This window comes from Pseudomonas cyclaminis (genome assembly GCF_015163715.1).
Classification (GTDB): Bacteria; Pseudomonadota; Gammaproteobacteria; order Pseudomonadales; family Pseudomonadaceae; genus Aquipseudomonas; species Aquipseudomonas cyclaminis.
Map to the genome: position 1 here is coordinate 1 of NZ_JADDUM010000011.1, position 8,592 is coordinate 8,592.

Below are 8,592 nucleotides of genomic sequence, written 5' to 3' on the forward strand. Positions count from 1 at the left end.
TCGACTTGCCCCCTCCCACAACCGCGAATCCGGCGGTTATCTTTTTGCGTGATATCAATATGCTATTTCGGTATTTAAATTTTTGTTTTTATACCTTTAAAGTTCGCGCTACCCGGCGTTACCCACGTCGGAATGGACGGCGCTCGCGGCATTACCCATGCGGCGATATGGACTCAAGATGACCTTCGATTTCGCATTTATCCTCAGCACCTTGCCGGCGTTTTTGAAAGCCGTGGGGGTGACGCTGCAAGTCGGCCTGATCGCCATTGCCACCTCGCTGCTGGTGGCGCTGATCAACGCCGCGCTGCTGGTGTTTCGCACGCCCTACCTGTCGCGCCTGGTGGCGCTGTACGTGGAGCTGGCGCGTAACACGCCGCTGCTGATCCAACTGTTTTTCGTGTACTTCGCGCTGCCGGCCCTGGGCTTCAATATCTCCGGGTTCTGGGCGGCGATCATCACCATGACCTTCCTCGGCGGCGCCTACCTCACCGAAGTGCTGCGCGCCGGTGTGGAAGCGGTGCCGCTGGCGCAGATCGAATCGGGCAAGTCCATCGGCCTGTCGGACTGGCAACTGCTGCGCCATGTGATCCTGCCCCAGGCCGCATCCTCAGCCTGCCGGCGCTGTTCGCCAATTTTATCTTCCTGCTCAAGGAGACCACCGTGGTCTCCGCCGTGGCGGTGCCGGAGATTCTCTACACCACCAAGAGCTACATCGCCCTTTACTACAAGACCTACGAGATGCTCGCCGTGCTGACGCTGATTTGCGTGCTGCTGTTCTTGCCGCTGTCGCTGCTGCTCAGCCGCCTGGAAAGGAGGCTCCAGCATGGCCAGTTCGGGTCTTGAGTTGTTGTGGGTGTCGTTGCCGCAGTTGGGCAAGGGCGCTGCACAAACCCTGTCGATCTCGTTTTTGAGCATTGCCTTCAGCACCATCGGCGGCGTGTTGTATGGCGTGCTGCGCACATTGAACCACCGGCTGATCAATGCCGTGCTGCGGGTGTACCTGGAGTTGTTCCGGGCGATCCCGGTGCTGGTATGGCTGTACTTGCTGTTTTTCGGCCTGCCGATTTTCTTCGGCCTGAGCATCCCGAGCTTCTGGTGCGCGGTGCTGGTGCTGTCGCTGTGGGGTGCCAGCGAGGTGGGCGAGGTGGTGCGCGGCGCCCTGCATTCGCTGCCCCGTGGCCAGCGTGAAGCGGGCTTGTCGATTGGCCTGTCGGACCCGCAGCTGTACGGCTACGTGCTGCTGCCCCAGGCCCTCAAGCGCATGACCCCGCCGACCATCAACGTCTACACGCGCATCATCAAGACCAGCTCCCTGGCGGTGCTGATCGGTGTGGTGGACGTGATCAAGGTCGGCCAGCAAATCATCGAACGCACCTACGAGTCGGTCTTGATCTACGGCGTGCTGTTCCTGTTTTTCTTCTTTATCTGCTACCCGTTGTCGGCCGCCTCCAAGGTGCTGGAACGGCGCTGGGCCCAAGCATGAGTGCATTGATCGAGTTTCAGGGGTTCAACAAATTCTTCGGCGAGACGCAGGTGCTCAAGGGCATCGACCTGAGTGTGCAAAGCGGCGAAGTGGTGGTGATCCTCGGCCCCAGCGGCTGCGGCAAAAGCACCTTGCTGCGTTGCCTCAATGGGCTGGAAGTGGCCCACAGCGGGAGCCTGCGGTTTGCCGGTCGTGAGCTGCTGGGCAACAACACCGACTGGCGCCAGGTGCGCCAGGACATCGGCATGGTGTTCCAGAGCTACCACTTGTTCCCGCACATGAGCGTGCTCGACAACATCCTGCTTGGCCCGCTCAAGGTGCAAAAACGCGACCCCCGCGAAGCCCGCGAGCAGGCCGAAAAGCTGCTGGAACGTGTCGGTCTGGCCGACAAGCGTGACGCCTTCCCGCGCCAGCTCTCCGGTGGCCAGCAGCAACGCATCGCCATCGTCCGTTCGCTGTGCATGAACCCGCAGGTCATGCTGTTTGACGAAGTCACCGCCGCCCTTGACCCGGAAATGGTCAAGGAAGTGCTGGAAGTGATCCAGGGGCTGGCCCGCGATGGCATGACCCTGCTGATCGTCACCCATGAAATGGCCTTCGCCCGCGCCGTCGCCGACCGCGTGGTGTTTATGGAGGCCGGTCGCATCCTCGAACACAACACCCCCGAGGCATTCTTTACGAACCCGCAAACCGCACGCGCGCAGCAGTTCCTGGAGAAGTTCTCCTTTGTTTCAACACTGCCCAAGAAAACCAAGGAACTGGAACTGATATGAAAAAACTACTGCTGCCACTGTTGGCCGTCGCCTTGCTGGCCGGCTGCGATAAAAAGGCCGAAGAGCCGGTAAAACCTGCGGCCGTTAGCTACATCGACAAAATCAAGGCGCGGGACAAGCTGATCGTTGGCGTCTTTACCGACAAACCACCGTTTGGCTTTGTGAACGAAGCGGGCCGTTACGTTGGCTTCGATACCGACATCGGCCGTCAATTCGCCAAGGACCTGCTGGGCGATGAGAACAAAGTCGAATTCGTCGCCGTGGAACCGGCCAGCCGCATTCCGTTCCTGCAAAGCGACAAGGTCGATTTGATCCTCGCCAACATGACCGTAACGCCGGAACGCAAGGAAGCGGTGGACTTCACCAACCCCAACCTGAAAGTCGCGGTTCAGGCCCTGGTGCCTAACGACAGCGCGGTCAAAAGCCTGGATGACCTGGCCAGCCGCACCACCATCGTCACCACCGGCACCACCGCCGATATCTGGCTGACCAAGAACCACCCGGACTGGAAGCTGCTCAAGTTCGAGAAAAACTCCGAGTCGCTGCAAGCACTGTCGGCTGGCCGTGGCGATGCCTACGCCCAAGACAACCTGGTGCTGTTCAGCTGGGCCAAGCAGAACCCTGGCTACCGCGTGCTGGAAGAGAAGCTCGGCGACGAAGCGCCGATTGCCCCGGCCGTGAAGAAGGGCAACATCGAACTGCGTGACTGGGTCAATGCCGAGTTGGCGAAGCTGGGCGAAGAAAAGTTTTTGCTCAAGCTGTATGACCAATACGTGCGTAAAGAACTGAGCGATGACACCAAGCCTGAGAGTGTGATTGTTGAAGGCGGGAAGTGGCAGGGCTGATTCTCCATTGATGCTACTGGCCTCATCAGGAGCTTGCCCCCGATGAGGCCAGTGAAATCACTTCAACGCTTGCTGGCCCATGCAGATAAGGAACCCTGAACTAAGCTCACAGTCGCATACACACTGGCACATCGCATCGCGCACAAGGAGTCTGCATGGGCGGTCGTATTTCCACTTGTATTGTCGGCCTGGGTTTAGTGGTGTTGCTGAGCGCTTGCGGCCAGGAAAAAGCCGAACCCAAGCAGCATTCCCGGGTCTTTGTGCAAACCGTTCAGTCGGCGGATTTCGCCGCGGCGGTCACCCTCACCGGGGATATTCAGGCGCGTGTGCAAACCGACCTGTCGTTTCGCGTCGGTGGCAAGATCATCCAGCGCATGGTGGACGTGGGCGACCGCGTGACCGCCAAGCAAGTGCTGGCCAAGCTCGATCCCAAGGATTTGCAGACCAACGTCGATTCCGCCCAAGCCCAGGTCGTGGCGGAACAGGCGAGGGTCAAGCAGACGGCCGCGGCTTTTGTGCGCCAGGAAAAACTGCTGCCCAAGGGCTACACCAGCCGCAGCGAATACGATGCCGCCCAGGCCGCGCTGCGCAGCAGTCAAAGCGCCCTGGCTGCGGCCCAGGCTCAACTGGCCAATGCCCGCGAGCAATTGGGCTATACCTCGCTGATCGCTGAAACGCCCGGTGTGATCACCGCTCGCCAAGCGGAAGTCGGCCAGGTAGTGCAGGCCACTGTGCCAATTTTCAGCCTGGCCAGCGACGGCGAGCGTGATGCGGTGTTCAACGTCTACGAATCCCTGCTGGTGGAGCCGCCGCCCGATGCGCCGATCACCGTCAGCCTGTTGGATAACCCGAGTATCAAGGCCCAGGGCAAAGTCCGTGAAGTCACGCCTGCCGTGGCGGCCAACACCGGCACGGTGCAGGTGAAGATTGCGCTGCAATCGCTGCCCAAAGGCATGCAGCTGGGTTCGGTGGTCAGCGCCACCGCCAATGGGCAGGCCAAGCCGAGCGTCGAGCTGCCGTGGTCGGCACTCACCAAAGACTTGAGCGAACCCGCTGTGTGGCTGGTCGATGGCGACGGCAAGGCGCAACTGCACAAGGTCACGGTGGCCCGTTACCTTACCGGCAAGGTCATCATCAGCGATGGCCTTAAAGGCGGCGAAAAAGTCGTGGTAGCCGGTGGGCAATTGCTGCACCCCGGCATGCTGGTCGAGATTGCCCAGCAGGGAGCCCAGCCATGAAGCGTCTGACGCTAGCCCTCGCCGCCAGCCTGCTGCTGGCCGCCTGCTCCAAGGAAGAAACGCCGCCCGAGCCCGTGCGCCCGGTGCTGTCCATTGAGGTGAAGGCCGAAGACCAGGAAACCCTCGGTCGCTTCGCCGGCACCATCCAGGCGCGCTATGAAAGCAATCTGGGCTTTCGCGTGCCGGGACGTATTGCCCGCCGCGCCGTGGATGTGGGTGTTGAAGTAGAGAAGGGCGCCTTGCTCGCCGTCCTCGACCCTACGGACCAGCAAAACCAATTGCACGCCGCCCAAGGCGACCTCGCTCGTGTCCAGGCGCAATTCATCAACGCCCAGGCCAACGCTCGTCGCCAACAGGAGTTGTTCAACCGTGGCGTCGGCGCCCAGGCGCAGCTGGATGTCGCCCAGACCGACCTGAAAACCACCCAGGCCTCACTCGACCAGGCTAAAGCTTCGGTCAACCAGGCCAAGGACCAGCTCAACTACGCCGAGCTGCGCACTGACCACGCCGGCATCGTCACCGCCTGGAACGCCGAGGCTGGCCAGGTGGTCAGCGCCGGCCAGCAAGTGGTGACCCTGGCTCGCCCGGACGTCAAGGAAGCGGTCATCGACCTGCCGCCGGCCTCGCCGAGCGCCTGCCACCTGACGTGGTGTTCCTGGTCGCCAGCCAGTTGGACCCCAGCGTCAACACCACCGCCATCGTGCGCGAGATCGAACCTCAGGCCCAAAGCGCCACCCGCACCCGTCGCGCCCGCCTGACGTTGGCCGATACGCCCGCCGCATTCCGCCTGGGCACCGCCATCAGCGTGACCTTGAGCACGGCCATCGCGCCGCGCCTGGAATTGCCCCTCAGCGCCCTGCAAGACGTTGACGGCAAGACCCGCCTCTGGATCCTCGACATCCAAAGCCAGACCGTGCAACCGCGTGATGTCAGCGTCGTCAGCCGTAACACCCAAAGCGCCGTGCTCAACGGCGGCGTCAAACCCGGCGAGCGTGTAGTCACCGCCGGCGTGAACAGCCTGAAGCCCGGGCAAAAAGTCAAAATCGACGAGGACAGCCCGCGATGAAAGGGAGCTTCAACTTATCCGACTGGGCCCTCAAGCATCAGTCCTTCGTCTGGTACCTGATGTTCGTCGCGCTGTTGATGGGCGTGTTCTCGTACATGAACCTGGGTCGTGAGGAAGACCCGTCGTTCACCATCAAGACCATGGTGATCCAGACCCGCTGGCCAGGCGCGACCCAGGAAGAAACCCTCAAGCAGGTCACCGACCGCATCGAGAAAAAACTCGAAGAACTCGACTCCCTCGACTACGTGAAAAGCTACACGCGGCCGGGCGAGTCCACGGTGTTTGTCTTTCTCAAGGACACCACCAGCGCCAAGGCCATTCCGGATATCTGGTACCAGGTGCGCAAGAAGATCGACGACATTCGCGGCACGTTCCCCCAGGGTTTGCAGGGGCCGTCATTCAACGACGAGTTCGGCGATGTATTCGGCTCGGTCTACGCCTTTACCGGCGACGGCCTGTCCATGCGCCAGTTACGCGACTATGTGGAGCAGGTGCGCGCCGAGATCCGTTCGGTGCCGGGGCTGGGCAAGGTCGAGATGATCGGCCAGCAGGACGAAGTGATTTACCTGAATTTCTCCACGCGCAAGCTGGCCGCCCTGGGCGCGACCAGCGCCAGGTGGTGCAGAGCCTGCAATCGCAGAACGCCGTGACCCCGGCGGGCGTGATCGAGGCCGGGCCGGAGCGGATTTCGGTGCGCACGTCGGGGCAGTTCGCCTCGGAGAAGGACCTGGCCAACGTCAACCTGCGGCTCAATGACCGCTTCTATCGCCTGGCGGACATCGCCGAGATCAGCCGTGGCTACGTCGACCCGGCGCGGCCGATGTTCCGGTTCAACGGCAAACCGGCGATTGGCCTGGCCATCGCCATGCAGAAGGGCGGCAATATCCAGTCGTTCGGCAAGGCCCTGCACACCCGCATGGACGAACTGACCGCCGACCTGCCGGTGGGCGTCGGGGTGCATAAAGTCTCCGACCAGGCCGAAGTGGTGGAAGAGGCCGTCGGCGGCTTTACCAGCGCGCTGTTTGAAGCCGTGATCATCGTGCTGGTGGTGAGCTTTATCAGCCTCGGCATGCGCGCCGGGTTGGTGGTGGCGTGCTCGATTCCGCTGGTCTTGGCGCTGGTGTTCGTGTTCATGGAATACAGCGGCATCACCATGCAGCGGGTGTCGCTGGGTGCGTTGATCATCGCCCTCGGCCTGTTGGTGGACGACGCGATGATCACGGTGGAGATGATGATCACGCGCCTGGAAAAGGGCGAAACCAAGGAGCAGGCCGCGACCTACGCCTACACCTCGACGGCGTTCCCGATGCTCACCGGTACCTTGGTGACCGTCGCCGGTTTCGTGCCGATTGGTCTCAACGCCAGTTCGGCGGGCGAGTACACCTTCACCCTGTTTGCGGTGATTGCCGTGGCAATGCTGGTGTCGTGGGTGGTGGCGGTGCTGTTTGCGCCGGTGATCGGCGTGCATATCCTCAGCGCCAAGGTCAAACCCCACGACGCCGAGCCAGGGCGCATTGGCCGCGCATTCAACGGCGGCATGCTCTGGGCCATGCGCAACCGCTGGTGGGCGATCGGCATTACCGTGGGCCTGTTTGTCGCTTCGGTGTTCTCGATGCAGTTCGTACAGAACCAGTTTTTCCCGTCGTCGGACCGTCCGGAAATCCTCGTCGACCTGAACCTGCCGCAAAACGCCTCGATCAACGAGACGCGCAGGGCCGTCGACGCCTGGAAGCGATCATCAAGGACGACCCCGACATTGCGCGCTGGAGCACCTATATCGGCCAGGGCGCGATCCGGTTCTACCTGCCCCTCGACCAGCAATTGGAAAACCCGTACTACGCGCAGTTGGTGATCGTCAGCAAAGGCCTGGAAGAACGCGGCGAGTTGATTGCGCGCCTGCAAAAACGCCTGCGTGATGACTTTGTCGGCATCGGCAGCTTTGTGCAGCCCCTGGAAATGGGCCCGCCGGTGGGGCGTCCGATCCAGTATCGCGTATCCGGCAAAGACACCGACCAGGTGCGCAAGCACGCCATCGAACTGGCGACGCTGCTGGATAAAAACACCCATTTGGGCGAGATCATCTACGACTGGAACGAGCCCGGCAAAGTGCTGCGCATCGACATCGCCCAGGACAAGGCAAGGCAACTGGGGCTGTCCTCGGAAGACGTGGCCCAACTGATGAACAGCGTGGTCAGCGGCGCGTCAGTGACCCAGGTGCACGACGATATCTACCTGATCAACGTGGTCGGCCGTGCCGAAGACGCCGAACGCGGCACCCCGGAGACCTTGCAGAACCTGCAGATCGTCACACCCAACGGCACCTCGATCCCGCTGCTGGCATTCGCCACCGTGCGTTACGAACTGGAGCAGCCGCTGGTGTGGCGTCGCGACCGCAAGCCGACCATCACCATCAAGGCCTCGGTGCGTGACGAGATGCAGCCGACGGATCTGGTTAAGCAGCTCAAGCCCGAGATCGATAAATTCAGCGCCGGTTTGCCGGTGGGTTACAAGGTCGCCACGGGCGGTACCGTGGAAGAAAGCGGCAAGGCCCAAGGCCCGATCGCCAGCGTGGTGCCGTTGATGCTGTTCCTGATGGCGACCTTCCTGATGATCCAGCTGCACAGTGTGCAGAAGATGTTCCTGGTGGCCAGCGTGGCGCCGTTGGGCTTGATTGGCGTGGTGCTGGCGTTGATCCCCACGGGGACGCCCATGGGCTTTGTGGCGATCCTGGGCATCTTGGCGCTGATCGGCATCATCATTCGCAACTCGGTGATCCTGGTGACGCAGATCCACGAATACGAGGTGGCCGGCTACACGCCGTGGGATGCGGTGGTGGAAGCCACCGAGCACCGGCGTCGCCCGATCCTGCTCACGGCCGCAGCGGCCAGCCTGGGCATGATCCCGATTGCGCGAGAGGTGTTCTGGGGGCCGATGGCGTACGCGATGATTGGCGGGATTATCATCGCCACGTTGCTGACGCTGCTGTTTTTGCCGGCGCTGTATGTGGCCTGGTACAAGATCCGCGAGCCCAAGCAGGAGCAACGCGTTTAAAGGGCGGAATGCGGTCAAAAATGTGGGAGGGGCGGTGCGACGATTCGAACTTGCCCCCGATGGCGATGGGTCTGAGTACATATCCGTTGGTCAGGTAACGGCCACCTAGGGTTCCGCTTTTACAGCCGGCTCACTT

The 8,592-nt window shown here is 61.8% G+C and carries 4 protein-coding genes and 3 pseudogenes; all 7 read left to right on the forward strand.

The window, feature by feature from the left end; all coding sequences use genetic code 11:
- Positions 1-178 precede the first annotated feature (178 nt).
- The 7 genes and pseudogenes from IQK56_RS01195 (at position 179) to IQK56_RS01225 (ending at position 8,456) form a co-directional block, all read left to right on the forward strand.
- Positions 179-843 (forward strand): annotated as a pseudogene (locus IQK56_RS01195) (amino acid ABC transporter permease).
- Entirely contained in the window at positions 824-1,483 is a 660-nt protein-coding gene (locus IQK56_RS01200; protein WP_122306815.1) for an amino acid ABC transporter permease, read from the forward strand. The pseudogene IQK56_RS01195 and the gene IQK56_RS01200 overlap by 20 nt, the downstream one beginning before the upstream one ends.
- Positions 1,480-2,256, forward strand: coding sequence for an amino acid ABC transporter ATP-binding protein (locus IQK56_RS01205; protein ID WP_193863184.1), 777 nt, complete (start codon positions 1,480-1,482; stop codon positions 2,254-2,256). The genes IQK56_RS01200 and IQK56_RS01205 overlap by 4 nt, the downstream gene beginning before the upstream one ends.
- Positions 2,253-3,101 (forward strand): transporter substrate-binding domain-containing protein, encoded by an 849-nt coding sequence (locus IQK56_RS01210; protein ID WP_122306816.1) that lies wholly within the window; start codon positions 2,253-2,255, stop codon positions 3,099-3,101. The genes IQK56_RS01205 and IQK56_RS01210 overlap by 4 nt, the downstream gene beginning before the upstream one ends.
- A 155-nt stretch (positions 3,102-3,256) precedes the next feature.
- Complete coding sequence (locus IQK56_RS01215; RefSeq protein ID WP_122306817.1) at positions 3,257-4,339, forward strand: efflux RND transporter periplasmic adaptor subunit; 1,083 nt, start codon at positions 3,257-3,259, stop codon at positions 4,337-4,339.
- Positions 4,336-5,405: pseudogene (locus IQK56_RS01220) on the forward strand (efflux RND transporter periplasmic adaptor subunit). The gene IQK56_RS01215 and the pseudogene IQK56_RS01220 overlap by 4 nt, the downstream one beginning before the upstream one ends.
- A pseudogene (locus tag IQK56_RS01225) lies at positions 5,402-8,456 on the forward strand (efflux RND transporter permease subunit). The pseudogenes IQK56_RS01220 and IQK56_RS01225 overlap by 4 nt, the downstream one beginning before the upstream one ends.
- Positions 8,457-8,592: the final 136 nt, after the last annotated feature.